We start from the raw sequence: 23617 nt of genomic DNA, 5'->3' as shown, positions 1-23617 counted from the left end.
TGACGACACTGTGATCTGGCTCACTATAGGAGTGCTCGTCGCCCGCTCGCGGTGCTAGGTCGACGGCATGGCGCTGTTCACGCTCGGCCACGGCACCGCGAACGCGGGCCGGCTCGCCGAGCTGCTGCGCCATGCGGGCATCGCGCAGCTCGTGGACGTCCGGCGGCAACCGGGCAGCAGGCGCAACCCCGACGTCGCCAGGGACGCGATGGCGCGGTGGTTGCCCGAGCAGGGGGTGGCCTACCGCTGGGACGTGCGGCTCGGCGGCCGCAGGCCCGACGTCGAGCCGGCTCTCGACACGGCCCCGCCGCACCGCGCGCTCGCGGGGTACGCGGCCCACATGCGCACGCCCGAGTTCGGAGCGGCCATGGCCGAGCTGCTCGAGGCCACCGAACCGACGGCGGTGCTCTGCTCGGAGGGCGACTGGCGCCATTGCCACCGCCGGATGATCGCCGACTTCGCCACGCTCGCCCGCGGGGTGCCCGTCCGGCACCTGATGCTCGACGGGAGCATCGCCGGCCACGTCCCCACTGCCGCGGCGCGGCTGCTGCCCGACGGCCTGCTCGTCTACGACGGCGGGCAGGCGACCCTCCTGTAACGGCCTAGCGTTCCTGCCCTGCGACCGTGGTGTGCAGGCTGCGCAGCACACGCAGGCAGGCCTCGACGCACCCTCGTGGGGAACTCCTACGGCGGCGCCACAGCGCTCGACTTTGCCCTGATGCACCCGGACCGGGTGCGGTCCCTCGTGCTCGCGGGGCCCGGGATCCACCCGATGCGGTTCGAGGACCCGTTCGTCCGGCGGTACCACCAGGTGCAGGCGGAGGCGGTCGCAGCCGGTGACGCCGAAGCGTACGTCGAGGCGTTCCTCCGCTACGGCGTGGACGGCCCGCACCGGACGCCGGAGCAGGCGCCCGCCGTCCGGGAGGCGTGCCGCGCGATGGCGATGCGCACCGTTCGCAACCACTACGCGTCCGCCGGAGCCATGCTGACCCGCGACGCGGCCGACCGGCTGGAGGAGATCACCGCGCCCACTCTGTTCGTGATGGGTGAGCTGGAGGCGTCCGACGTGTTCCGGGTGGTCGCCGACGCGCACGACCGGATGCCGCGGGCAGATCGGGTGGACCTGCCGGGTGCGGGGCACATGACCAACATGGAGCAGCCGGAGGTCTTCAACCAGGTGCTGCTCGATCACCTCCGCCTGTACGCCTGACGCTGCACCCTGGCATTGCGGGAACTCCGCGGGCGGCTCACTCGTCGGACTCACAGAAGGAGGTGGGCCGGATGGTGCTGAAGATCCTCGGGGTCGTGCTGGTCATCTGGGTTGCGTTCTCGCTGTTGGGGGCCGTGTTCCAGTTCCTCACGTGGGCGCTCGTGATCGGGGCCGTCGTGTTCGTCGGCGCCGCGGGCTACTCGGCCGTCAAGGCCCGCAACCGGCGGTCGCTGGGCCGTTAGGGCAGGGATCAGCGAGGGATCAGCGCCGCGTCGCGGTCGTCGTCGTGCAGGTCCGCTCGACGTACGCGCGCACGCGGTCGCCCGCCCCCGCGAACTCGGGCGAGCTGAGCCCGGCGGCCAGCTCCGGGTCGCGGTTCATCGCCGCTGCGTCGCCGCCGTTGGCGATAAGCACGTCGAGCTGCATGTCCAGCGCCCGCACCGTGCGCTCGACGTCGGCGCGGATCTCGTTCGGAGCGGCTTCCACCATCGCCGCGCCCGCGCTGCGCACCGCGGCGGTGGTGTCGGCCAGCTCGTCCGGCGGTACCACGCCCCTGGCCAGCAGCTCGTTGAGCGGTCGGATGGCCTCGACGTTCGCTTCCGCCGCGGCGCAGAACGGCGTCTGTGGCCGCGGTGCGGTGGCGACCGGCTCGCGGCGGTCGGCGTCGGCGACGGAGCCACCGCAGCCCGCGATCACGGCAGCTGCGACCACCGCGCCCACCAGCGCGGTGGCACGCGTGAGCAAACCCATCGACTTCCCCCGACCCCGACCAGTGGCAGGCGACGACCCTATCGGGCGGTGCGGAGGGCCACTGTCACGCCATACCGTTCCGGGAACCTCGTGATCGCTGCGTTCGTTATCCCTTTCGTGAAGGTCGGACCTCAGCGGATCGCCGCGTTCCGTGCGCTGTGGCGCGCCGTCTCCCAAGCGCGCAAGCCGGGCGCTCCGGGAGTAGGGGAGCGCGTGAGCGCCCTGCCGCGTCTCGTGCGTGCGGCCGTCGCGGGCCACTACCCGCAGCTCAGTCGCGGCCGGCTCGGGCTGATCCTGCTCGGTCTCGCCTACCTGGTGTCGCCGATCGACCTCGTGCCCGAGGCGTTCGTGGCCCTGCTCGGCCTCGGCGACGACGCCGTGGTCGCGCTCTGGCTCGGCGGCGCGTTCCTGGCCGAGACCGATCGTTTCCTCGCCTGGGAGCGGCAGCAGCCCACCATGGTCGACCGGCACCGGGTCGTCAACCAGCCGCCTGCTTGATCGGGCCGTCTGCCGACACCGATCTTGTTGGCCTACTGGCCGCTCCCTACGGTGTGCGCATGCCGATCCTCGAGATCCACCTGGTCGAGGGGGCGCACACCCCCGCTCAGCACGCTGAGCTGCTGACCGCGGTCAGCACCCGCTACGCGGAGGTACTGGAGGTGTCGCGCGACCAGGTGCGGGCGCACCTCACGCTCCACCGCCCCGAGCTGTGGGCAACCGGCGCGATCCCGGGGGCCGGGCGGTCGGCCCCCTACTTCACCGCAGTGGTGCTCGCAGACTGGCCCGTCGACCTGCGCAGGCGGCTGTTGGGTGCGCTGACCGACCTGCTCGTCGACGTTCTCGGCGTGGACCGCCGGCTCGTCCACGGCCGCATCATCCCGGTGCAGCCGGAGGACTGGGCGGTCGGCGGGCACCGCTGGGAGCCCGCCGCAGCATCCTGACCGCCGGCTGCCGATGTTCTTCACCCTGATCGCGGCGAAACCGGCCACGAATGAACCTGGGCGACGCTCGTACCGGTGAAGTGGGCGGCCCGTCCCCGGGCCCCTTCAGCGCGGACCGGTCTGCGGTGGTAGTTATCCGGGGTGGGAACGATGCGCGTCATCACACAGCTCTCGACGGGTGGGCCGGAGGTGCTCGAGGTCGGCGAGGCGGAGATCCCGGCGCCGTTGCCCACCGAGATCCGGGTCCGGGTGGGCGCCGCCGGGGTCAACCCCGTCGACTGGAAGACCAGGGCCGGCTTGGGAGTCGCCGCCGTGCTCGGTCCGCCTCCGTACACGGTCGGCTGGGACGTCGCGGGCACCGTCGACGCCGTCGGCCCCGGCGTCACGCGGTTCTCGGTGGGTGACGCCGTGTTCGGCATGCCGTGGTTCCCGCGGCAGGCGGGCGCGTACGCCGAGTTCGTGACGGCGCCGTCGCGGCACTTCGCGCACCGCCCTGCCGGGTTGTCCGAGGTCGAGGCGGCCGCGCTGCCACTCGCCGGGCTCACCGCGTGGCAGTGCCTCGTCGACATCGCTGCCATCGAGCCGGGGCAGCGGGTGCTCGTGCACGCCGCGGCGGGCGGCGTCGGCCACCTGGCCGTGCAGATCGCGAAGGCCCGCGGGGCGTACGTCATCGGCACGGCGTCGGTCGGCAAGCACAACCTGCTTCACGACCTGGGCATCGACGAGGCGGTCGACTACCGGGCCGAGGCGTTCGAGAAGGTCGTCGACCCGGTCGACCTCGTCTACGACCTCATCGGCGGCGACGTCGCGCGCCGCTCGCTCGACGTGCTCCGGCCCGACGGGCGGCTCATCTGCCTGCCGTCGGCCGCCGCCGCCGAGGCGATCGCAGCTGCAGCCGACCGTGGGCTGCGCGCCACCGGGATGATGGTGGAACCCGACGGCGACGGCCTCGAGGAGCTCGCCCGCCTGGTCGACGAGCGGCGCCTGCGGGTACTGGTGGCCGAGACGTTCCCGTTGGAGCGGGCCTCGCACGCGCACCGGGCGGGCGAGCTGGGCCGCACGACCGGGAAGCTGGTGCTCACCGTCTGAGCTGGGTCACCGTCTGACCTGCGTCACCGTCTGAGCTGCGGCACCGTCTGACCCGGGTCGCGGGCAGTCGCGCGCCCCGGTCAGCTCGGGGCGTCCCGGCGAGGTGATCCGGGCCGGGAGCAGGCAGCCCCGCACCGACCCGTCGGGTTCCACCACGAACTGCGCCACGGCCGTGCGCGACGAGGCCTCCGACAGCATGGGCCACACGAAGTTGCCCAGCCCCCACGCGATCGGGCGGTCATGGTAGGTGCTCAGGTGCTGCAGGCGGTGGGCGTGGTGTCCGAAGATCCCGTCCGCGCCCGCGTCGATCATCGCCTCGGCGCGGGCGACGTCGCCCGGCTGCGGCGCGGCCTCCAGCTCCGCGCCCCAATGGATCGACACGAACACGAGGTCGGCCACGGCAGCGGCGGCGCGCACGGCCGCGACCATCTCACCGACGTCGTCGCCGGAGGCCATACCGGGGGAGCGGCTCGTCGCGAGCCAGTCGGGGGCGGGGATGACACCGCCGAAGCCCAGCACTGCGATCCGCCAGCCGGCCCGCTCGAGGACGGCGGGAGCGATCGCCGCGTCACGATGGCTGCCGACGCCCACCGGGGCGATCCCGGCGGTCTGCGCATGGCTGATCGAGTCGAGTAGTGCGTCGGCGCCGTAGTCGAGTACGTGGTTGTTGGCGAGGTTCGCCACATCCACACCGGCTGCGCGGGCGGCGGGCAACGCCGCGGGGTCGCACCGGAAGTTGAACGCCTTGGGCAGGATCGTGCCGCGGGTGGACACCGGGCACTCGAGGTTGACGATGGTGAGGTCGTCCTCGGCGAAGAGGCCGTCGAGACCGGACCAGGGGTGCTCGTAGCCGTTCGCCCGCAGAGCCGGGATGTAGCCCGGGTCGAGGCTGACGTCGCCCGTGCCGTGCACGACGAGCCGCTGCCGCTGCTGCGTCGACGCCACCGGGGCGGCGGGCTCCGGGGACAGGTCGGCTGCCTGCTCGACGGTGGGTACCGGCTGTGGGTGCACCGCCTCCGGGGTCGCGCACGCGCCCAGCGCCGCCGCACCGAGCGCTGCCGTGCCCAACGCCGCGACCATCCATCTCCCCCGCACGACGGGAGGATCAGGCCGTAGGGGCGGCGACTGCGGCTCCGCCGCGCGCGCCACCCCGAATGTGTGGTGGTGCCGCCCGGACGGGATCACGGGCGGGTGTTCGTGCCCAACAGACGTTCGGACCCGGCCATCCAGGCCGCGACCGCGAGCACGCCCGTCTCGAACGCGACGAGGTCCCCGTTCCACCGCCCGGGAGCCCGGTGCCGATCGGGGGAGAGCAGGAGGAGCCCCGCCAGCAGGTTGAGCGCGGCCCACAGGCCGTTGACGCCGGGGCCGGAGTCGCGCCCGGCGAGCGGCGTGAGGTGGCGGTGCCCGGTGACCGCCGTGGCGAGGTGTGGGGCGCTGTTCCCGACGAGCACCCCGGCGATGAACGAGCGGGTCCGTGACGACAGCATGGCCGAATCGTAGGCCCGAAGATCACCCGATCGGGAGAACCGCTCGCAGACCAGCGCCGGGCGGCCCACCCGCCACCACGAGGGTTCCGCCGTGGTGCGCGGCGATGTCCCTCGCGATGGCGAGCCCGAGGCCTGAGCCGCCCGCGTCCCGGTCCCTGGCCTCGTCGAGCCGGGTGAAGCGGTCGAACACCGCCTCTCGGTGTTCCACGGGGATGCCCGGCCCGTCGTCCGCGACCTCGAGCACGGCGTCCCGGTCCCTCTGCGCCAGCCGGACGACCACGGTCGTCTGCGCGTGCCGGACCGCGTTGTCGACGAGGTTCGCCACAAGGCGCCGCAACTGCTCACCCGAGCCGCGCACCACGAGGCCGCTCCCGATCCGCAGCTCGACCCGCACCTGCGTGCGCGGGCGGGTGCGGGCCGCCTCCTCCGCGGCGACCTGGCCGAGGTCCACCTCCTCGAGCTCGGGCGGCGCCCCGGCGTCGAGGCGGGCGAGCAGGAGCAGGTCGGCGGTCAGGCGCTGGATCCGGTCGACGTCGGTGAGCGCCTCGACCGTGAGCGGCTGCCGCGGCGCCACCTCCAGCCGGGTACGCAGCACGGCGAGCGGGCTGCGCAGCTCGTGGGCGGCGTCGGCGACGAACCTGCGATGCCGTCCGACGGCACGTTCCAGCCGGTCGAGCGTCTGGTTGGTGGTCTCCGCGAGGCGGGTGATCTCGTCGCGAGCCGGGGGGATCGGGACGCGGCGGTGCAGGTCGCTCGCGGTGATGTCGGCCAGCTCCCGGCGGATCGCCGAGACGGGCGCCAGGGCCCGCCCCACGGCGAGCCAGGTGAGGCCGGCGACGAGCAGGAGCAGCGCGGGGATGCCCGGCAGCAGCACAGCCTGGAGCGTCGCGAGCGCCGCGGCAGCCGGCTGGAGCGACGCCCTCGCCTGCACCAGCACCTCGCCGCCGGTGGTCTGGACCTGCTTGACGGCCACCGCGTAGGAGCCGTCCGGGGCCCATGTGGCGGCCGGGTCGCCGGGGGCCACCGCGAGCAGGGCCTTGGGCGCCGCAGGATCGCCGACGACCAGCACGTCCGGCGCGATGGTCGTGACGCTGCCCGACTTCCCCCCGCCCGGCAGCGGGCTGCCCGGCGGCGGGAGGCCAGGGACGCCGGCGGCGAGGAGGTCGGCGGTGACGGTGGCCCGCCGGGTCGCCTCGATCTCGGCGCTGTCCTGCAGGCTTCCGCGCAGCACCCCGACCAGCACCGCGGACGCCCCGCCGAGCGCGACCGCGACGATGGCGGTCGCGGCCAGCGTCGCGCGCAGCCGGACCGACATCTTCGCGGTGGGGCGGGACGGGAGTCGCACACGCGGAACCCTCATCGGGTCGAACCTGATGGTGCGGCCTCCAGCCGGTAACCGGCGCCGCGCACCGTCACCAGCGACGCCCTGCCGAACGGGGCGTCGATCTTGCGGCGCAGCGCGCTGATGTAGACCTCGACGATGTTCGGGTCGCCGTCGTAGGCGAAGTCCCAGGCCTGCCCGAGCAACTCCCGTTTCGAGACGACCTCACCCGGTCGCCGCGCGAGCCCGTGCAGCACGGCGAACTCCTTCGGGGTGAGCGCGATGTCGACGTCGCCGCGGCGGCACCGCAGGCCCGACGGGTCGAGCACCAGGTCGCCGACCGTGATCGACACCGGCCGCGCGGGCCCGCCGCGCCGCACGAGCGCACGCAGCCGGGCGAGCAGCACCACGTACGAGAACGGTTTGGACAGGTAGTCGTCCGCACCCGTGTCGAGGGCCTCGGCCTCGTCGTGCACGCCGTCCTTCGCCGTGAGCATGAGGATCGGCGTCCAGTTCTCGGCGGCCCGCAGCTTCCCGCAGACGGCGTAGCCGTTCATCCGGGGCAGCATGACGTCGAGGACGATCACGTCGTAGGTGTTCTCCGTGGCGAGCCACAGCCCGTCCCGCCCGTCGTGGGCGACGTCGACGGCGAACCCCTCGCTCGCCAGCCCGCCCGTCAGCACGTCGGTGAGCCGTTTCTCGTCCTCCACCAGCAGCAACCGCACAGCGGGAGTCTGGCGGCCGCGCCTGAGGTGAACCTGAAGACGCTTTCGGCGATCTTCAGCCCCGGTTCAGGGGGTTGGCGCGAACCTCCTCGGCGTCACGATCCACGACCGAGAGAGAGGGACCGATGCGCATCCGCACCCTGGCGGCCGCCGCGCTCGCCGCGGCGGGCCTGTCCGTCACCCTGACGGGCGCCGCCTCCGCCACGTCCATCGACGACCCGCCGCCGGGCGACGCCTTCGTCATCACCTGCGAGGGCGGCCGGTCGGAGGTTCGCCCGATCACGGAGGAGGAGCGGGCGAAGTTCGAGGAGATGCGCGACCGGGCGATCGAGGAGGGGGTCGTCAAGGAGGGGCCGGGCGAGCACCACGTGCGCGTCGACGGGGAGCCGGGGGGCCCGAAGGACGGTCCCTTCGTCGTGTTCAAGGGCCCGCCCCCCGGCGATTCCAAGGAGCTGCCTCGCGGCGAGTTCAAGAAGCTGCCTCCCGGCGCCGAGCCCGTCCCGGGTGAGCGCGTCCGGGGTGTCTTCATAGTCCGGGGCGAGGGCGTTCCGGGCGACAAGGCGGCCGGGGCCTGCGAGCTGCCAGACCTGCCCCCGCCGCCTGCGCCATGACGGCTGGGTAGACCGGCCGAGGAGTCCAGCCGAGGAGTCCGGCCGAGGAGTCCGGCTGGGTAGACCGGCGGCGGCCCGGCTCGGGGGAGCGGGTGCCGTCGCATGCGGGGGAGATCGCCGCGAGCCGCCCAGTGTGGCTCGCGGCGATCGCCGTTCTGCCGCAGGCGAAACCGCCGGGCCGGTCCGACTGCATGCCCGCCGACCGGCGGCAAGGGGTTGACGGGCGGCGTTGCCCCGCTCTCGATCTCCCTGCCCCGGCCGCCCGCCGCAGATCCTGCTGCTTCCGTCGGCGAGCTGTTCCGCCGAACGTCGTAAGCATCCGAGAGCGACTGCGCCGATCGGCCCCGACCAGCGGATATCGGCGGGGGACAGGACGTGGCGGTGCGCCGAACGGCAGTGGATCGACCGGCTGTGACCCGGCGTGTCGGCTGCGACACGCCGGGGCGCCCGCTCGTCGCGCCGCGCGGACCGGAGACCTCAGCAGCGGGCCGCTGCAGTTCCTAGACGTCTGGCAGCGATTAGCGTTCCGCCCGGATCGATAACGGCCCGGTCACAGACCGGACACGGACCGCGCCCCCGGCGGTCCGCCCCGCAACCCCGAGCGGGACGTCCAACCGGCGCCGTAGAGATCCGGAAGGAAAGGTCGTGGCTCGGCACCGCTCCCCCCAGGGCCGGCGCGCGCACCTTGAACCCCCGCTGTCCGCCTCCCCGGCGGCAGCGGGGGTGGGTGCCCACCGGTCGATGCCAGTATCCGTCCCGCAGCTTGCTTCGTCGCTGCCGGTCCGCTTCGTGGCCACCGTCGTGGCAGGTGGCGCACTCGCCGCCGCGGGCCAGTACGCGCTGACGCAGGCTCTTCCATCGGCCGCCGACGGCGCCAACGTGCTGCGCATCGGTCTCGACGGGCTGCTCGGCGCGGCCCCCCAGGCCGCCGCCGCGACGACGGCCCCCGACACCGCGCCCGCCGCCGCCGTCGCGCCGATCGTGTCGGAGCCGCTCGCCGCGGCCGACCCGATCGGGGCCCAGCCCTTCGTCGCCGAGGCGGCCGACCTCGTGAAGGCCGCCGACCTGCAGCGTGCCGCCGCAGAGGCGGCCGCGGCCGAGACGGCGGCGCAGGCCGCCCGTGCCGCTGAGCAGGCCAAGGCGGCTGAGCAGGCCAAGGCGGCTGACCAGGCGAGGGCGGCTGAGCAGGCGAGGGCGGTGCAGCCCGCCCAGCCGGCCCAGCAGCAGAACGTCGTCGCCGCCGCTACCGGGGCCGTCCAGCTGGTCGTCGGCCAGGTCACCTCCGGCTTCGGCTCCCGCTGGGGCACCCTGCACGACGGCGTCGACATCGCCGCCCCGATCGGCACCCCGATCCTCGCGCCGCTCGCCGGCACCGTCATCAACTCCGGTCCGGCCAGTGGTTTCGGGCTGTGGGTGCGAGTCCAGCACGCCGACGGCACCATCACCATCTACGGCCACATCAACCGATCGCTGGTGAACGTCGGCCAGCAGGTGGTGGCCGGTCAGGAGATCGCCGAGGTCGGCAACCGCGGCGAGTCCACCGGCCCGCATCTGCACTTCGGGGTCATCACCCCGGCCGGCACCACGATCGACCCGCAGCCCTGGCTCAACCAGCACGGCATCCTCTTCTGACGCCTTCGGCCGCGGCCTCCTAGACGTCGCTGCCGTACGCCTCGAGCGCGCGGATCTTGTTCGTGACGTCGAGCGCGGCCACCTTGTAGGCCTCCGACAGGGTCGGGTAGTTGAGCACGGTGTCGACGAGGTAGTCGACCGTGCCGCCGCAGCCCATGATCGCCTGTCCGATGTGTACGAGGTCGGTGGCGCCGGTGCCGAAGACGTGCACGCCGAGCAGCGTGCGGTTGTCGGTCGAGACGAGCAGCTTGAGCATGCCGTAGGAGTCGCCGACGATCGCGCCGCGGGCGAGCTCGCGGTAGCGGGACATCCCCACCTCGTACGGCACCGCCGCCGAGGTCAGCTCGGCCTCGGTGCGCCCGCAGTAGGAGATCTCGGGCACCGTGTAGATGCCGATGGGCTGCAGTTCCTGCAGCTCGCGGGCCGGCTCGCCGAACGCGTGGTAGGCCGCGAGCCTGCCCTGGTCCATGCTCGTGGCCGCGAGCGCGGGGAAGCCGATCACGTCACCGACGGCGAAGATGTGCGGCACCTCGGTGCGGTACTGCTTGTCGACGGTGATCCGGCCGCGCTTGTCGGCGGCGAGCCCGGCCTTCTCCAGGTGGAGCTCGGCGGTGACGCCCTGCCGTCCCGCCGAGTACATCACCATGTCCGCGGCGATCCGCTTGCCGCTGGCGAGGCTCGTGACGGTGCCCTTGGGTGTCACCTCGACCTTGGCGACCTCCTCGCCGAACCGGAAGGTGACGGCCTGGTCGCGCAGGTGGAACTTGAGCGACTCGACGACCTCGGGGTCGCAGAACTCCAGCATCGAGGGCCGCTTCTCCACGACGGTGACGCGGGTGCCGAGCGCCGCGAACATCGACGCGTACTCGATGCCGATCACCCCGGCTCCGACCACGACCAGCGATCCGGGCACGCGCTGCATCTTCAGCACGGCGTCGGAGTCGAGGACGCGCTCGTCGTCGAACTCGACCTCCGGGGGCCGGGCCGGTTTGGTGCCGGTGGCGATGACGATGTTCTCGGCGGTGACCGTGTTGTGGTCGCCGCGCGCCTCGCCGTCGACGCTCACCGTGTGCTCGTCGTCGAAGCGGGCGGTACCGCCGAGGATGTCGACGTGGTTGCGCAGCAGCTGGTTGCGGATCACCTCGACCTCGCGGCCGACGACGTGCTTGGTGCGGGCCAGCAGATCGCCGATCGTGATCTCGGACTTGACCCGGTAGCTCGCGCCGTACATGTCCCGCTGGGCGAACCCGGTGAGGTACAGGACGGCCTCGCGGAGCGTCTTGGACGGGATCGTTCCCGTGTTGACGCAGACGCCGCCCATCATGTCGCGCCGCTCCGCCACGCACACGCGCTTGCCCAGCTTGGCGGCGGCGATCGCGGCCTTCTGCCCACCCGGGCCGGAGCCGATCACCAGCAGGTCGTAGTCGTACACGGGACGGTCCTCCTACGGCAGAGCGCAGCACGGCAGGCGAGCCCGCGAGGTCCAGAGTAGAGCGCTCCGGTCGAGGTGGCCCTGGCAAGCGCGCAAGATTAACAGTCATCGACGACAGTTCCCGGCCACGCCGCCGCACACGTCCACACCCGGCCCCATCCACCCCCGATCCGGCCGCTCCCGGGGAGTTGTCCACAGCCGAACGGGACGAGGGTCGCGGCCCCACCCCACCGTGACCCACGCTCGCCGCATGACGTCCTCCGACCTCCCGCAGTCCTGCTCACCGGCACCTGCCACCCACAACGGCGCGCTGCCCGGCGTCCCCCCGTCCGGCGCGATCCACGCCCCGGTCCGCGTGCGTGACCAGGGCGAGCTGATCGCCGGGCTCCCCGCGCTGATCGGCTTCCACCCGCACGGCTCACTCGTGCTCGTGTCCATGGGCGGTGAGTCGGGCAAACGTGTCGGGCTCACGCTGCGCGTCGACCTTCCGCCGCCCGAACACGAGGCGGAGCTCGCCGCGGTCGCGGTCCGGGGCCTCCTGCTGGACGATCCGGCAGGCGCCGTCGTCGTGGTCGTCGGGGGCGCTGCGAGTCCGCCCGGTGGGGCGGGCCTGCCGCACCGGCGGCTCGCCGAGCACGTCGGGGGAGCGCTGGCGGAGCACGGCGTCGAGGTGCACGCCGTGCTCTGGGCGGAGTCCACCGCCGCGGGCTCCCCGTGGCGCTGCTACGACTCGTGCGGCTGCGCAGGCGTGGTGCCCGATGCCGGGTCGTCGGCCGTGCTGGCGGCCGCGGTCGCGGGCGGGCAGGTGGTGCGCGGCGACCGCGCGGCGCTGGAACGGCTGGTCGCCCCCGCCGACGACGAGCGCATCCGGCGCCGGGAGGAGCTGCTGGTGCTGGCCGTCGAACGCGAGCTCGCGGGCGAGCCGGATCTGCCAGACCTCGCGCCGGTGCTCACCGCGATCGCCGACGCCCAGGCGGGGCGCCTCGAGCTCGACGACGAGCGCGTCGTCCGGCTCGCCATCGCGCTCACCGCGCCCGCCGTGCGCGACGCGGCCCTGCTGCGCTGCGCCGGACCAGACGCGGCAGGCGCGGAGCACCTGTGGGCGGCGCTGGCCCGCGAGACACCCGATCCGGAGGCCGCCGAGCCGGCTGCGCTGCTCGCGGTGTCGGCGCTGCTGCGCGGCGACGGCGCGCTGGCCAACGTCGCGCTCGACCGCGCCGAGGGGGCGTGGCCGGGCCACAACCTCACCGGCCTGCTCCGCCTTGCCACCCAGGCCGGCGTCCGGCCTGCCGAGGTGCGGGCGTGGCTAGGAGCGTGCGCCGGGCCGCGGGCCGGGAGCACGAGGTGAGGGCCCGCACGCGGGGCGCGTCAGGCCGGGCGGCTGCGGGTGAACTCCCAGGCGTCGCGCACGATCGTGGTGAGGTCCGTGCGGTGCGGCTGCCATCCCAGCTCGGTCCTGGCCGCCTCGCTGGAGGCGATGAGCACGGCCGGGTCGCCGGCCCGGCGCGGCGCGGCGGTCATCGGGATGGGGTGGCCGGTCACCTCGCGGCAGGCCTCGATCACCTGGCGCACGGAGAACCCGGTGCCCGACCCCAGGTTGTAGATCGCGTGCTTCCCGGGCTCCGCGTGCTGCAGGGCCAGGAGGTGGGCGTCGGCGAGGTCGTCCACGTGGATGTAGTCGCGCACGCAGGTGCCGTCCGGAGTCGGCCAGTCGTCGCCGTACACCTGCACGGCCTCGCGGGTGCCCGAGGCCACCTGCAGCACGATGGGGATGAGGTGGGTCTCCACCGTGTGCCGCTCGCCGAAGCGGCCGTGGGCGCCCGCCACGTTGAAGTACCGCAGGCTCACGGCGGCGAGGCCGTGGGCGGCCGCGTAGGAGGTCATCGCGAGATCGATGGCGAGCTTGCTGGCGCCGTAGGGGTTGGTGGGCCGGGTCGGAGCGTCCTCCGGGATCGGCACGCGCTCGGGCTCGCCGTAGGTGGCGGCGGTGGAGGAGAACACCAGGCGCGGGGTCCCGTGCTTGCGCATGGCCTCCAGCAGCCGGAACGTCGTCACCACGTTGCCCGCCCAGTACAGCTCCGGGCGCGCCACCGACTCGCCCACGAGCGACTTGGCCGCGAAGTGCAGCACCCCGTCGAACCCTTCGGCGAGCACCTCCTCGGCGGCCTCCGCGAGGTCGGCGTGGACGAGATGGGCGCCGTCGGGCACCGCGTCCTTGTGGCCGGTGGACAGGTCGTCGAGCACCGTCACGTCGTGGCCGGCGTCCACCAGGTGGGCGGCGCACACACTGCCGACGTAACCGGCACCGCCGGTGACGAGCAGCTTCACAGGGTTCCTCCTCCGGGGATGGCGCGCGGCGCAGAGCCACCGCACGTCGCCGCGGCACACCGTCTCACGGGGCGCAGCCGCGTCCTCCAAGGGGGAGCGACGCGCCCCGAGTCGGCGTCAGCGCGCCCGCACCAGCACCGCGTGGGCGATGAGCGGGGCCACCGACGAGTCCGCCCCGTTGGCAGCCACCGGCACCGCGTCGCCGAAGCGGGAGATGGCATGCACCTCCACGTCACGGCCCGGCACGATGCCCGCGCCCTTGAGGTCGGCCATCAACCCGGTGTCCACCTGCACGTGCTCGGCGATCCGGCGCACCTCCACGCGGCCGCCGCCGCGCCTGGCGAACTCGTCGAGCCGCTGCAGGCCCACCTCGAGCGTCGGTGGCACCGACACGGTGCTGGCGGGCGGGGCCTCCGGGCGCTCCACGAGCTCGGCGAGCCCCGGGATGGGGTTGCCGTACGGGGAGATGGTGGGGTTGTCGAGCAGCTGCACGAGCTTGCGCTCCACGGCCTCGCTCATGACGTGCTCCCACCGGCACGCCTCGGCGTGCACGTACTCCCACTCCAGCCCGATCACGTCGACGAGCAGGCGTTCGGCGAGGCGGTGCTTGCGCATCACCGCGACGGCGCGGTTGCGCCCGGCGTCGGTGAGCTCCAGGTGCCGGTCACCCGCGACGACCACGAGACCGTCGCGCTCCATGCGGGCCACGGTCTGGCTCACCGTCGGCCCGCTCTGGCCGAGGCGTTCGGCGATCCGCGCGCGCAGCGGTACGACGCCCTCCTCTTCGAGTTCGTAAATCGTCCGGAGGTACATCTCGGTGGTGTCAATGAGCTCGTTCACGCGCTCAGCCCTTTCGTCAAGCCCCCATCCTATCGGTGAGGACGTCACAGAGGAGCGCGATCCCGTGGAGGATGACGACGTGGTTGCACCGATTGCTCCCGTGATTGATCCGTACCGGCTGGCGGATCTCCTCGCCGCTCCTGACCCGGCCGAGCGGCCGGTGGTGCTCGACGTCCGCTACCGGCTGGGCGGTCCGCCCGGACGGCCCGACCACGACGCCGCGCACGTCCCGGGTGCGGTCTTCGTGGACCTCGACGCCGAGCTGGCCGGCCCGCCCGGTCCGGCGGGCCGGCACCCGCTCCCGTCGGCCGAGGCGCTGCAGGCGGTGCTGCGGCGGGCCGGGGTGCGCGAGGGGTCGCTGGTCGTCGCTCACGACCACGGCGACGGGGCGCCCGCAGCCAGGGCGTGGTGGCTGTTGCGCTGGGCGGGCCTGCCCGCCGGGCGCGTCGCCGTGCTGGACGGCGGGTTCCCCGCGTGGACCGCGGCCGGCCTCCCCACCACCGGCGGACCGTCGGCTCCCGAGCCGGGCGACATCACGGTGCGCCCGGGCGGCATGCCGGTCCTCGACGCCGACGCCGCGGCGGCGCTCGGGCAGCACGGGGTCCTGCTCGACGCTCGCGCGGCCCCGCGCTACCGCGGGGAGACCGAGCCGATCGATCCCGTCGCCGGGCACGTGCCCGGTGCCCGCAACGCGCCCTCGGCCGAGCTGATCGGCGCCGACGGCCGGTGGCTGCCCCCCGAGGTGCTGGCGGAGCGGTTCGCGGCGCTCGGCGTGGCAGGGGCCGGCGAGGCCGGAGCCTACTGCGGTTCGGGGGTCACCGCCGCTGCCTTGGTGCTCGCGGTCGAGCACGCCGGGCTGCGCACGCCCGAGCGGCCGATCGGTCTCTACGCCGGGTCGTGGTCCAACTGGACGGCCGACCCGGCCCGACCGGTCGCCACCGGAACCGAGCCGTGACCCGGGCCGCCGGTTCCACCGCGGGCGACGCGGCCCGCGGCCGTCCTTTACGGTCGCGGCCATGAGCCCGCGCGCCGCCGTGGTGTGGACCCCCGACTTCCTCGGTTACGACCTCGGGGACGACCACCCGCTCGACCCGGTCCGCCTCGACCTCACGATGCGGCTGGCCACCGGGCTGGGGGTGCTGGAGGGCGTCGAGCCGCTGGTGCCGAAGCCCGCGCCGGACGAGGAGGTGCAACGGGTCCACGTGCCCGCCTACCTCGCCGCGGTCAAGGCGGCGCCCGACATGCCGTTCGGTGTGGGGCACGGCCTGGGCACGGAGGACAACCCGATCTTCGCCGGGATGCACGAAGCGAGCGCGCTGGTGTGCGGCGGGTCGTTGCTGGCGGCGAAGGAGATCGCGGAGGGGCGGGCCGACCGGGCCGTCAACATCGCGGGCGGCCTCCACCACGCCATGCCCGACCACGCGTCCGGGTTCTGCGTCTACAACGACTGCGCGGTGGCGATCTCCTGGCTGCTCGATCACGGGTTCGACCGCATCGCCTATGTCGACGTCGACGTCCACCACGGCGACGGCGTGCAGGCGGCGTTCTACCGCGACCCACGGGTGCTCACGATCTCCCTGCACCAGCACCCGATGACCCTCTGGCCCGGCACGGGCTGGCCGGCAGAGGCGGGGGAGGGCCCGGCGATCGGCACCGCGGTCAACGTGGCGCTCCCGCCGGGCACGGGCGACTCAGGATGGCTGCGCGCGTTCCACGCGGTGGTGCCGTCGCTGGTCACGGCGTTCCGGCCGCAGGTGCTCGTCACTCAGTGCGGGGTGGACACGCACGCCGAGGACCCACTGGCCAACCTCGGGCTCTCCGTCGACGGCCACCGGGCGATCTACCGGGCGCTGCGGGATCTCGCCGAGCAGGCCGCGGGCGGCAAGTGGCTCGCCACGGGCGGCGGCGGGTACGGGTTGTTCCGGGTGGTGCCGCGGTCGTGGACGCACCTCATCGCCACGGTGCTCGACCGCGACGTGGAGCCGCACCGCCCGCTTCCCGCGGGCTGGGTGGCGCACACTGCCTCGCTCACGGGGCAGCGGCTGCCCAGTGAGATGACGGAGGGCCGGGACACCAGCTACGAGCCGTGGACCGAGGGCGCCGACCGCGTCGACACCGCGGTCCTGGAGACCCGCCGCATGCTCTTCCCGCTCCACGGCCTCGACCCCGACGACCCACGGGACTGAACCATGCCGCCATCGGACCGTCCGGCCCACGTCGCGGAGCCGCCAGCCGAGGCGGCGGCGCTCGACCCGGGATACCCCCGGCAGTGGGAGGCCGACGTCGTCGCGTCCGACGGTGGCATCGTGCACCTGCGTCCCATCCTGCCCAGCGACGGCGACGCGCTGCTGCGGTTCCACGAGGGCCTGTCCGAGCGCACGCGCTACCTGCGGTTCTTCGGGCCGTACCCACGCATCTCGCCTCGCGACCTGGTGCGCTTCACCACGGTCGACCATCGCACCCGGGTGGCGTTCATCTGCCTGCTCGGCGACGAGATCATCGCGGTCGGGCGCTACGAGGGTCTCGACGCCGCGCGCGGGGGAGAGGTGGAGTCGGCGGAGGTGGCCTTCGTCGTCCGCGACGAGCACCAGGGCCGCGGGCTCGGCTCGATACTGCTGGAGCACCTCGCCGCGGCCGCCCGCGAGAACGGTGTGCGCCGTTTCGAGGCCGAGGTCCTGGTGGAGAACCACCAGATGGTGCGGGTCTTCCGCGATGCCGGCTACCAGGTGAGCCGGGCGTTCGCCGAGGGTGTGCTGCACCTGGAGTTCGACGTCGACCCCACCGAACGCTCGCTCGCCGTCCGCGACTCCCGCGAGCAGCGGGCCGAGGCGCGCAGCGTGCACAACGTGCTGCATCCGTCGTCGGTCGCCGTGATCGGTGCGTCCACCGACCCCTCCAAGATCGGCCACGCCGTGCTCGCGCACCTGCTGCGCGCCAACTTCACCGGCCCGGTCTACCCGGTCAACCCGGAGGCCCGGTCGGTGCGCGGAGTGCGGGCGTACGCCTCGGTCACCGACATCCCCGACGAGGTCGACCTCGCCGTGGTTGCTGTCCCGGCCGCGGGCATCGACGAGGTCATGGACTCCTGCCTCGCGAAGGGCGTGAAGGCGCTCGTGGTGATCAGCGCGGGGTTCGCCGACGCGGGCGGGAGCGGCACGGTCGCGGAGCGCCGGCTCGTCGCCGAGGCCCGGGCCCATGGGATGCGGGTGATCGGCCCCAACGCGCTCGGCGTGGCCAACACCTCCCCCGACGTGCGGCTCAACGCCACACTCGCGCCCGATCTGCCGGGTACTGGCCGCGTCGGGTTCTTCTCGCAGTCCGGCGCGCTCGGCATCGCCATCCTCGCGGCGGCGAAGGAGCGCGGGCTGGGCCTGTCGACCTTCGTCTCGGCAGGCAACCGGGCCGACCTGTCCGGCAACGACCTCCTCCAGTACTGGCAGACCGACCCGGACACGAACCTCGTGCTGCTCTACCTCGAGACGTTCGGCAACCCCCGCAAGTTCGGCCGGCTCGCCCGGCGGCTGGCCCGCACCAAGCCGATCGTCGCGGTGAAGAGCGGCCGCCACACCGGGCCGACCCCGGCGCTCGCCGCCCGCGCCGCGCCCATCGACGAGGCCAGCGTCAAGGCCCTGTTCGAGCAGGCGGGCGTCATCAGGGTCGAGACGCTGTCGCAGCTGTTCGACACGGCGCTGCTGCTCGCCTACCAGCCGTTGCCGGCCGGGCCGCGGGTCGCGGTCGTGGGCAACTCCAGCGCGCTCGGCCTGCTCGTCACCGACGCCCTGCTCGACGGAGGGCTGGAGCTGGCCCGCCCGCCCGTGGACGTCGGCACCGCCGCCCCGCCCGAGGAGTTCGCGGCTGCCGTCGCACGTGCCCTGAGCGAAACCGACGGCCCGGACGGCGGCGCCGACGCGCTGGTCGCCGTGTTCGTCCCACCCGTGGCCACCCCCAGCGGGGCGTACGCGCGGGCGCTGCGGGAGGCAGTGGCAGGGTCGGACAAGCCGGTGGCGGCGGTCTTCCTCGCGGCCGAGGGGGTGCCGGCCGAGCTGGCGGTGCCGGGCGAGGACGGGTCGCCGGGCCCAGGTTCGGTCCCCAGCTTCCCCAGCCCGGAGCGGGCCGCGGCGGCGCTGGCCCGGGTCAGCCGGTACGCGCGGTGGCGGTCGCGCCCGGTCGGGGAGTTCGTCACGCCTGACGGCGTCGACGCCGACCGTGCCCGCGAGCTGGTCGCCAAGCTCGGCGGCGACAAGGAGCGGCGGCTCAGCGACGCCGAGGCCGTGGAGCTGCTCGCCTGCTACGGCATCCGGTTCACCGAGTTCCGGAGGGTGGCAGGCGCCGACGCGGCCGTCGCGGCGGCCGAGGAGCTCGGCTTCCCGGTGGCGATCAAGGCGGTCGGGGAGCGCTGGCACCACCGCACCGATCTGGTCGGGGTGCGGCTGGACGTCGCCACCGGAACCGGCGTGCGGCGCGCGCACGCCGACCTCGCCCGCCTCACCGGCCAGGACGAGGTCTACGTGCAGCGGATGGCGCCCAAGGGCATCTCGTGCGTGCTGGAGATCGTGGACGACCCGTCGTTCGGCTCGCTGCTCTCCTTCGGGCTGTCCGGGATGGCCACGGAGCTGCTCGGCGACCGGGCGTTCCGGGTGGTGCCGGTGTCCGATCAGGACGCCGCTGCGCTGGTGCGAGCCCCACGGGCGGCCCCGTTGCTGGCCGGCTACCGCGGCACGGAACCGGTCGACCTCGCGGGGCTGGAGGACCTCGTGCTGCGCGTCGGCCGGATCGCGGAGGACCTCCCCGAGGTGCGGTCGCTCGGCCTCGATCCGGTGCTCGCCTCGCCGGAGGGGGCGTTCGTCACGGGGGCGCGGGTCGTGCTCGGCCCGCCGCCCACCCGGGATGACGGCGGTCCGCGCCGCCTCCGCTGACCCACGCGGTAAGCGCTACCTCCGGAACGAGACCTGCAGCGTGGGCTGGCTGACCCCGGCGAAGAAGTCGTTGCCCTTGTCGTCCACCACGACGAACGCCGGGAAGTCCTCCACCTCGATCTTCCAGACCGCCTCCATGCCGAGCTCGGGGTACTCGAGCACCTCGACCTTGCGGATGCAGTCCTGGGCCAGGCGCGCTGCCGGGCCGCCGATCGAGCCGAGGTAGAAGCCGCCGTAGGTGGCGCAGGCGGTGGTGACCTGCTTGGACCGGTTGCCCTTCGCGAGCATCACCAGCGAGCCGCCCGCGGCCTGGAACTGCTCGACGTAGGAGTCCATGCGCCCCGCGGTGGTCGGCCCGAACGAGCCGGACGCGTACCCCTCGGGCGTCTTGGCCGGACCGGCGTAGTAGACGGGGTGGTCGCGCAGGTACTGCGGGATCGCCTCACCCGCCTCCAGCCGCTCGGCGATCTTGGCGTGCGCGATGTCGCGGGCGACGACGAGCGGGCCGGTGAGCGAGACCCGCGTCTTCACCGGCAGCGCCGAGAGCTGCTCCCGGATCTCGGCCATGGGCCGGTTCAGGTCGACCCGCACGACCTCCGCGGAGAGGTCCTCCGACGTGGCCTCCGGCAGGTAGCGCGCCGGGTCACGCTCGAGCTGCTCCAGGAAAACGCCATCAGGCGTGATCTTCGCCTTGGCCTGGCGGTCGGCGGAGCAGGAGACGGCGATTCCGACGGGCAGCGAGGCGCCGTGCCGGGGCAGGCGGACGACCCGCACGTCGTGGCAGAAGTACTTGCCGCCGAACTGGGCGCCGATGCCGAACTCGCGGGTGAGCTCGAGGACCTGCTGTTCGAGGCCGCGGTCGCGGAAGGCGTGGCCCGCCGCCGAGCCCTCGGAGGGGAGCGCGTCGAGGTAGCGCGCCGAGGCAAGCTTGGCGACCTTGAGGGTGTACTCAGCCGACATCCCGCCCACCACGATCGCGAGGTGGTAGGGCGGGCAGGCCGCCGTGCCGAGCGAGCGAAGCTTCTCGTCGAGGAACGCCGCGAGCTTCTTCGGGTTCAGCAGCGCCTTCGTCTCCTGGTAGAGGAAGGTCTTGTTGGCCGAGCCGCCGCCCTTGGCCATCACGAGGAACTCGTACTTCGGCGCCTGCCCCGGCGCGCTGTACAGCTCGACCTGGGCGGGCAGGTTGGTGCCGGTGTTCTTCTCATCCCAGAAGGACGTGGGCGCCATCTGCGAGTAGCGCAGGTTCAGCTCGTCGTAGGCCTCGAAGACGCCGCGGGAGACGGCCTCCTCGTCGTTGCCGCCGGTGAGCACGGTCTCGGTGCGCTTGCCGACGACGATCGCGGTGCCCGTGTCCTGGCACATCGGCAGCACGCCCCCGGCCGAGACGCAGGCGTTGCGCAGGAGGTCGGTGGCGACGAACCGGTCGTTCGGCGACGCCTCCGGGTCGTCGATGATCGCCCGGAGCTGGGCGAGGTGCGACGGGCGCAGCATGTGCTGGATGTCGCGGACCGCCTCGCGGACCAGGGTGGTGATCGTGGCCGGCTCGATCTCCAGGAACGTGCGGCCGGCGGCCTCGACCGGACGACCGGGCGGGAGGTCGAGCTTCCGGTACTCCGTGTCGTCGGGACCGAGGGGCAGCACGTCCGTGTAACCGAATTCGGGCACCCGCCGAAACTAACAAGCCCGAACATGGGTCGGGAGGCCGGACCGGCCCCCGACCAGTCCGACCTCCCGGGGTGTGCGCGTCCGGCGAACCGGCGCGCGAGGTCTCCGGTTGGAGACCTTCTCCCGAGAGACGGCTCGCGTCAACTCCTGGAAGTTCCCTGATCGCTGACCGTAGGGTCGGAATCATGGCTGGATCGATTCTCGGCACCTCCGTCCGCCGGGTGGAGGACCTCGACCTCATCACCGGCGCGAGCACGTACGTCGGCGACCTAGGTCTCGAGGGTGTGCTGCATCTCGCGTTCGTCCGTTCCCCACTCGCACACGCCGTCGTCACCGGGATCGCGACGGCCGAGGCCGCCGCCGCACCCGGCGTGGTCGCGGTCTTCACCGCGGCCGACCTCGACCTGCCCGCCCACCACGGCCTGATGGTCGTCAACGAGGACCTGCCGCGCCCGCCGCTCGCCACCGACCGCGTCCGGTTCGTGGGCGAGGCCGTCGCGGTTGTCGTTGCCGAGACGAAGGCCGCGGCCGTCGACGCGGTCGAGCTCGTCGAGGTCGACTACGACCCGCTGCCCGCCGTCGTCGACATGGAGGCGGCGCTGGAGCCCGGCGCCCCGCTGCAGTTCCCGGAGCTGGGCAGCAACGTCGCCAGGGGCGAGCGCTCCGAGGAGGACCCGCTCGCCGACGCCGAGGTGGTCGTGCGGGCGCGTTTGGTCAACCAGCGGCTCGCGGTGATGCCGATGGAGGGCAACGCGATCGCGGTGCAGCCCGGCGGCGGTGACGGCGGCGGGGAGCACGACCTCACCATCTGGGTGTCCACCCAGATGCCGCACCTTTTCCGCGACCAGGCGGCGCAGCTCTTCGGCCTGGACGCCGACCGGGTCCGGGTGATCGCCCCGCACGTGGGCGGCGGGTTCGGTGGCAAGGCGGGCATGATCGCCGAGCACACGGCCGCGGTCGGCGTCGCGAGGGCGCTGAACCGGCCCGTGACGTGGGTGGAGACCCGCTCGGAGAACCTCGTCTCGATGCCGCACGGGCGCGGACAGGTGGCCTACTACGAGCTCGGCCTGACCCGCGAGGGCGACATCACCGGCCTGCGGGCGCGGGTGGTGGCCGACAGCGGGGCGTACGCCGGGTTCGGCGGGGCGCTCGTGTTCGGCTCCACCTACACGATGAGCCCGGGGGTCTACCGGGTGCCGAAGATCGGGTTCGACGCGGCCGTCGCGCTCACCAACACCACGCCCATGGGCGCGTTCCGCGGGGCCGGCCGCCCGGAGGCCACGGCGCACCTCGAGCGGATCATGGACATCGCGGCTGCCGAGTTGGACATGGACCCGGTGGAGCTGCGCCGCCGCAACTTCATCGACCCCGCCGACTTCCCGTACACGACGATCCCGGGCGCGCGGTACGACGTCGGCGACTACGACCTCCCGCTGCGCGAGGCGCTGCGGCTCGTCGACTACGAGAAGGTGCGCGAGGAGCAGGCCCGCCGCCGCGAGTCGGGCGACCCGGTGCAGCTGGGCCTCGGCGTCTGCGTCTACGTGGAGATCACCGCGGGTGGGGGCGGCACCGAGTTCGGCTCGGTCACCGTGCACGCCGACGGGGCGGCCACAATCTCCGCAGGCACCTCCGGGCACGGCCAGGGCCACGCGACGGCGTTCGCGATGCTCACAAGCGACCGCCTCGGCATCCCCATGGACAAGATCCGGTTCGTGCAGTCGGACACCGCCACCGTGCCCCGCGGCGGGGGCACGGGTGGCTCGCGGAGCCTGCAGATGGGTGGGAACGCGGTCCGGGCGGCCGCCGACGACGTGCTGGAACAGGCGCGCAGACGGGCGGCGGCGCAGCTGGAGGCCTCGGTCGACGACATCGAGCTGACCACCGGCGACGACGGCGTCGGCGTCTTCGGGGTGGTGGGCGTGCCGTCGGTGACGCTCACCTGGGCCCAGCTCGCTTCCGCCGCCGAGACCGACGGCGAGGCGCTGGCGGCGGGGCTCGACTTCCGGCAGGCGGGTGCCACGTTCCCGTTCGGGGCACACGTGTCCGTGGTGGAGGTCGACACCGACACCGGCCGGGTCACGCCGCTGCGGCACGTCGCCGTCGACGACTGCGGGCGCGTGCTCAACCCGCTGCTCGTCGAGGGCCAGCAGCACGGCGGGCTCGCCCAGGGCGTCGCTCAGGCCCTCTACGAGGAGGTCGTCTACGACTCCGAGGGCCAGCCGCTCACCGCCACGCTCGCCGACTACCGGATGCCGAGCGCGGCCGACTTGTTCACGTTCGAGGCGAGCAACACCGAGACCCCCACCCCCATGAACCCGCTCGGGGCGAAGGGGATCGGCGAGTCGGCCACGGTCGGGGCCACCCCGGCGGTGCAGAACGCCGTGGTGGACGCGCTCAGTCCGTTCGGGGTGCGGCACATCGACCTGCCGTGCACGCCGGAGCGGGTGTGGCGGGCGGTCCGGGACGCGCGGGCCGGGCAGGCCGCCGACCCGTGGCGCGAGCCGCCCGCCGTCTTCGCGACGCTGCCGGTGCGCACCTCCACCGGCGGGGAGGCGGCCGGCGGGGAGATCTGATCCGGACGATCGGGGCCGTCCCCTGGCTGGGGATGGCCCCGATCGGGCGTCCCCCACAGTGCTGGACGAGACTGCGCCCCGTGACATTGGGCCC

The 23617-nt window shown here is 73.7% G+C and carries 22 protein-coding genes; 13 read left to right on the top strand and 9 right to left on the bottom strand.

Annotated features, from left to right (window positions below):
- Positions 1-67 precede the first annotated feature (67 nt).
- From ABD143_RS15540 to ABD143_RS15530, 3 genes are all read left to right on the top strand, one after another.
- Positions 68-598 (top strand): DUF488 domain-containing protein, encoded by a 531-nt coding sequence (locus ABD143_RS15540; RefSeq protein WP_343977867.1) that lies wholly within the window; start codon positions 68-70, stop codon positions 596-598.
- 18 nt (positions 599-616) lie between these two features.
- Positions 617-1210, top strand: coding sequence for an alpha/beta fold hydrolase (locus tag ABD143_RS15535; RefSeq protein WP_343977986.1), 594 nt, complete (start codon positions 617-619; stop codon positions 1208-1210).
- 71 nt (positions 1211-1281) lie between these two features.
- The gene (locus ABD143_RS15530) at positions 1282-1452 is read left to right on the top strand and encodes a hypothetical protein (protein ID WP_343977864.1); all 171 of its coding nucleotides are present in this window, start codon (positions 1282-1284) and stop codon (positions 1450-1452) included.
- A gap of 19 nt (positions 1453-1471) precedes the next feature.
- On the opposite strand, the gene ABD143_RS15525 is transcribed toward ABD143_RS15530, so the two are convergent.
- Positions 1472-1960 carry a hypothetical protein gene (locus ABD143_RS15525; RefSeq protein WP_343977860.1) on the bottom strand — a complete coding sequence of 163 codons (489 nt, stop codon included), beginning with the start codon at positions 1958-1960 and terminating at the stop codon, positions 1472-1474.
- A 117-nt stretch (positions 1961-2077) separates the two neighbouring features.
- Between ABD143_RS15525 and ABD143_RS15520 the strand changes: the two genes are divergently transcribed.
- From ABD143_RS15520 to ABD143_RS15510, 3 genes are all read left to right on the top strand, one after another.
- Entirely contained in the window at positions 2078-2458 is a 381-nt protein-coding gene (locus tag ABD143_RS15520; protein WP_343977857.1) for a YkvA family protein, read from the top strand.
- Positions 2459-2517: 59 nt separating this feature from the next.
- Entirely contained in the window at positions 2518-2901 is a 384-nt protein-coding gene (locus ABD143_RS15515; RefSeq protein ID WP_343977854.1) for a tautomerase family protein, read from the top strand.
- A gap of 150 nt (positions 2902-3051) precedes the next feature.
- Positions 3052-3990: an NADP-dependent oxidoreductase gene (locus ABD143_RS15510; protein WP_343977851.1), complete on the top strand. Its 939-nt coding sequence runs from the start codon at positions 3052-3054 to the stop codon at positions 3988-3990.
- Positions 3991-3996: 6 nt separating this feature from the next.
- Here ABD143_RS15510 and ABD143_RS15505 read toward each other — a convergent pair whose 3' ends face one another.
- The 4 genes from ABD143_RS15505 to ABD143_RS15490 form a co-directional block, all read right to left on the bottom strand.
- Positions 3997-5070, bottom strand: coding sequence for a CapA family protein (locus tag ABD143_RS15505; RefSeq protein WP_343977848.1), 1074 nt, complete (start codon positions 5068-5070; stop codon positions 3997-3999).
- Positions 5071-5171: 101 nt separating this feature from the next.
- Positions 5172-5480: a hypothetical protein gene (locus ABD143_RS15500; protein ID WP_343977845.1), complete on the bottom strand. Its 309-nt coding sequence runs from the start codon at positions 5478-5480 to the stop codon at positions 5172-5174.
- Positions 5481-5502: 22 nt separating this feature from the next.
- Complete coding sequence (locus ABD143_RS15495) at positions 5503-6840, bottom strand: sensor histidine kinase (RefSeq protein WP_343977842.1); 1338 nt, start codon at positions 6838-6840, stop codon at positions 5503-5505.
- Complete coding sequence (locus tag ABD143_RS15490) at positions 6837-7526, bottom strand: response regulator transcription factor (protein WP_343977839.1); 690 nt, start codon at positions 7524-7526, stop codon at positions 6837-6839. Before ABD143_RS15490 ends, ABD143_RS15495 begins: the two co-directional genes overlap by 4 nt.
- Positions 7527-7651: 125 nt before the next feature.
- Between ABD143_RS15490 and ABD143_RS15485 the strand changes: the two genes are divergently transcribed.
- A complete protein-coding gene (locus ABD143_RS15485) occupies positions 7652-8137 on the top strand; it encodes a hypothetical protein (RefSeq protein ID WP_343977836.1) in 486 nt (161 codons plus the stop codon).
- Positions 8138-8878: 741 nt separating this feature from the next.
- Positions 8879-9769, top strand: a complete 891-nt coding sequence (locus tag ABD143_RS15480; RefSeq protein WP_343977833.1) for a M23 family metallopeptidase — start codon at positions 8879-8881, stop codon at positions 9767-9769.
- A gap of 19 nt (positions 9770-9788) precedes the next feature.
- Here ABD143_RS15480 and sthA read toward each other — a convergent pair whose 3' ends face one another.
- The gene (gene sthA, locus ABD143_RS15475; RefSeq protein ID WP_343977831.1) at positions 9789-11201 is read right to left on the bottom strand and encodes a Si-specific NAD(P)(+) transhydrogenase; all 1413 of its coding nucleotides are present in this window, start codon (positions 11199-11201) and stop codon (positions 9789-9791) included.
- Positions 11202-11451: 250 nt separating this feature from the next.
- On the opposite strand from sthA, the gene ABD143_RS15470 reads away from it, so the two are divergent.
- Complete coding sequence (locus tag ABD143_RS15470; protein ID WP_343977828.1) at positions 11452-12549, top strand: DUF4192 domain-containing protein; 1098 nt, start codon at positions 11452-11454, stop codon at positions 12547-12549.
- Between the two features lie 20 nt (positions 12550-12569).
- Here ABD143_RS15470 and galE read toward each other — a convergent pair whose 3' ends face one another.
- Together galE and ABD143_RS15460 are read right to left on the bottom strand one after the other, a co-directional pair.
- Positions 12570-13529, bottom strand: coding sequence for a UDP-glucose 4-epimerase GalE (gene galE / locus ABD143_RS15465; RefSeq protein ID WP_343977825.1), 960 nt, complete (start codon positions 13527-13529; stop codon positions 12570-12572).
- Positions 13530-13646: 117 nt separating this feature from the next.
- On the bottom strand, positions 13647-14369 hold the full coding sequence (locus ABD143_RS15460; protein ID WP_343977822.1) for an iron-dependent transcriptional repressor DtxR: 723 nt from the start codon (positions 14367-14369) through the stop codon (positions 13647-13649).
- 91 nt (positions 14370-14460) lie between these two features.
- Between ABD143_RS15460 and ABD143_RS15455 the strand changes: the two genes are divergently transcribed.
- The 3 genes from ABD143_RS15455 (at position 14461) to ABD143_RS15445 (ending at position 19285) form a co-directional block, all read left to right on the top strand.
- Positions 14461-15324, top strand: coding sequence for a sulfurtransferase (locus ABD143_RS15455; protein WP_379659992.1), 864 nt, complete (start codon positions 14461-14463; stop codon positions 15322-15324).
- Between the two features lie 61 nt (positions 15325-15385).
- Positions 15386-16555 carry an acetoin utilization protein AcuC gene (locus ABD143_RS15450; RefSeq protein ID WP_343977819.1) on the top strand — a complete coding sequence of 390 codons (1170 nt, stop codon included), beginning with the start codon at positions 15386-15388 and terminating at the stop codon, positions 16553-16555.
- Between the two features lie 3 nt (positions 16556-16558).
- Positions 16559-19285: a bifunctional acetate--CoA ligase family protein/GNAT family N-acetyltransferase gene (locus ABD143_RS15445; protein ID WP_343977816.1), complete on the top strand. Its 2727-nt coding sequence runs from the start codon at positions 16559-16561 to the stop codon at positions 19283-19285.
- 15 nt (positions 19286-19300) lie between these two features.
- Here the strand turns inward: ABD143_RS15445 and ABD143_RS15440 are convergent, their stop codons facing one another.
- Complete coding sequence (locus ABD143_RS15440) at positions 19301-20950, bottom strand: fumarate hydratase (protein WP_343977813.1); 1650 nt, start codon at positions 20948-20950, stop codon at positions 19301-19303.
- 185 nt (positions 20951-21135) lie between these two features.
- Here ABD143_RS15440 and ABD143_RS15435 point away from each other — a divergent pair, with 185 nt between their 5' ends.
- Complete coding sequence (locus ABD143_RS15435; RefSeq protein WP_343977810.1) at positions 21136-23523, top strand: xanthine dehydrogenase family protein molybdopterin-binding subunit; 2388 nt, start codon at positions 21136-21138, stop codon at positions 23521-23523.
- Positions 23524-23617: the final 94 nt, after the last annotated feature.

The sequence above is a fragment of the Pseudonocardia aurantiaca genome (assembly GCF_039526725.1).
Lineage (GTDB): Bacteria > Actinomycetota > Actinomycetes > Mycobacteriales > Pseudonocardiaceae > Pseudonocardia > Pseudonocardia aurantiaca.
The sequence above is the reverse complement of the archived record's forward strand: the minus strand, read 5'-3'. Positions and strand labels throughout refer to the sequence as shown.

What these genes read in the sequence shown, in the direction of transcription:
- ABD143_RS15540 (WP_343977867.1), top strand. Translation starts at nt 68, where the DNA reads ATGGCGCTGTTCACGCTCGGCCACGGCACCGCGAACGCGGGCCGGCTC.
- ABD143_RS15530 (WP_343977864.1), top strand. Translation starts at nt 1,282, where the DNA reads ATGGTGCTGAAGATCCTCGGGGTCGTGCTGGTCATCTGGGTTGCGTTC.
- ABD143_RS15525 (WP_343977860.1), bottom strand. Translation starts at nt 1,960, where the DNA reads ATGGGTTTGCTCACGCGTGCCACCGCGCTGGTGGGCGCGGTGGTCGCA.
- ABD143_RS15515 (WP_343977854.1), top strand. Translation starts at nt 2,518, where the DNA reads ATGCCGATCCTCGAGATCCACCTGGTCGAGGGGGCGCACACCCCCGCT.
- ABD143_RS15510 (WP_343977851.1), top strand. Translation starts at nt 3,052, where the DNA reads ATGCGCGTCATCACACAGCTCTCGACGGGTGGGCCGGAGGTGCTCGAG.
- ABD143_RS15505 (WP_343977848.1), bottom strand. Translation starts at nt 5,070, where the DNA reads ATGGTCGCGGCGTTGGGCACGGCAGCGCTCGGTGCGGCGGCGCTGGGC.
- ABD143_RS15500 (WP_343977845.1), bottom strand. Translation starts at nt 5,480, where the DNA reads ATGCTGTCGTCACGGACCCGCTCGTTCATCGCCGGGGTGCTCGTCGGG.
- ABD143_RS15495 (WP_343977842.1), bottom strand. Translation starts at nt 6,840, where the DNA reads ATGAGGGTTCCGCGTGTGCGACTCCCGTCCCGCCCCACCGCGAAGATG.
- ABD143_RS15485 (WP_343977836.1), top strand. Translation starts at nt 7,652, where the DNA reads ATGCGCATCCGCACCCTGGCGGCCGCCGCGCTCGCCGCGGCGGGCCTG.
- ABD143_RS15480 (WP_343977833.1), top strand. Translation starts at nt 8,879, where the DNA reads ATGCCAGTATCCGTCCCGCAGCTTGCTTCGTCGCTGCCGGTCCGCTTC.
- ABD143_RS15470 (WP_343977828.1), top strand. Translation starts at nt 11,452, where the DNA reads ATGACGTCCTCCGACCTCCCGCAGTCCTGCTCACCGGCACCTGCCACC.
- ABD143_RS15450 (WP_343977819.1), top strand. Translation starts at nt 15,386, where the DNA reads ATGAGCCCGCGCGCCGCCGTGGTGTGGACCCCCGACTTCCTCGGTTAC.
- ABD143_RS15445 (WP_343977816.1), top strand. Translation starts at nt 16,559, where the DNA reads ATGCCGCCATCGGACCGTCCGGCCCACGTCGCGGAGCCGCCAGCCGAG.
- ABD143_RS15435 (WP_343977810.1), top strand. Translation starts at nt 21,136, where the DNA reads ATGGCTGGATCGATTCTCGGCACCTCCGTCCGCCGGGTGGAGGACCTC.